The organism is Micromonospora sp. NPDC023814, from assembly GCF_040639595.1.
Taxonomy (GTDB): domain Bacteria; phylum Actinomycetota; class Actinomycetes; order Mycobacteriales; family Micromonosporaceae; genus Micromonospora.
This window is the reverse complement of the sequence record NZ_JBFAAF010000267.1, coordinates 1-1,023: the sequence shown is the minus strand read 5'-3', so window position 1 is coordinate 1,023 and position 1,023 is coordinate 1. Positions and strand designations below refer to the sequence as shown.

1 protein-coding gene is annotated in these 1,023 nt (G+C 65.6%); it reads right to left on the bottom strand.

From position 1 onward, the window contains the following. Positions 1-332: 332 nt before the first annotated feature. Entirely contained in the window at positions 333-827 is a 495-nt protein-coding gene (locus AB0G14_RS35910) for a DinB family protein (protein WP_357705291.1), read from the bottom strand. Between the last annotated feature and the right edge of the window lie 196 nt (positions 828-1,023).

Below are 1,023 nucleotides of genomic sequence, written 5' to 3'. Positions count from 1 at the left end.
GCAAACTCGTCGAACGACCCACCGCCGAACTCGACACGACCGACGCCGCAGCCGCCTGATCAAGATTTCTCATCCACAAGTCTTGACTATTGCTCGATGACGGCCGACGCGAAGCTGATCGGGACGGGTCCGGGAGGACACGTGGGGGCGACTCTGCAATCCAGCGCGGCCGACCCGAACCCCGAGATCGACACTTCGGAAAAGTCACTTCCCGGACCCGCCATACCCCAGCCTAGAACAACCCTCGCCGACGCTTCGGGCCGTTGGTGGTCCCCGAGCGCTCGACGAGGCTGCGTAGCACCGAATGGGGTACGGCTCCGAGTCGCAAGCTCCTACCGGCCCGTGGCACCGTCGATAAGCTCTCGCAGGATGTCGGCGTGACCGGCATGCCGGATGGTCTCGCTCGTCATGTGGGCGAGCACCCAGCGAAGCGTACGAGACGTGTCACCGACCGGCTGCGCGGTAAGGACGTCGGGGCCAGCGGCTGCGATGATGTGGGCGTCGCTGTCTGCGATCGCGGTCCGGTAGCCGGCGATGATCTGATCCGGGGACCGGTCCGACTCGACCACCATGTCGAAGTCGACGTCGGCGTAGCGCGGGTCGCCGGCGAACGTGTAACCGAACCAGTACCGTTCGGCGTCGGTCAGATGCTGGACCAGGCCCAGCAGGGTGGTGTCGGAGACGACCAGGCGGCGCCGCAGCTGCTCCTCGTTCAAGCCCGCGACCTTCTTCAGCACGCATGATCGAGCGAAGGACAAGAAGGCGAGGGTGGTGTCGAGCTCGCCACCGTCGTTGCGCGGCACGGCTTCGCGTTGGGATTCGATCATGCGCTGACCTTACGTACTGCCATCCGGGAGAGGCAGGCGGGGACGTCATCCGAGCGGTACCGACCAGACACCCGCTCATCGGCACCCCCGGATGCAGGCGCCCCCCTGTCTGCCAGGCTGAGATGAGGCAGCCTCCCCGGTGAAGCTAGGCTTGCTGGGAGACAGGAAGAGGATCATCGTGACACTGCCCAACACG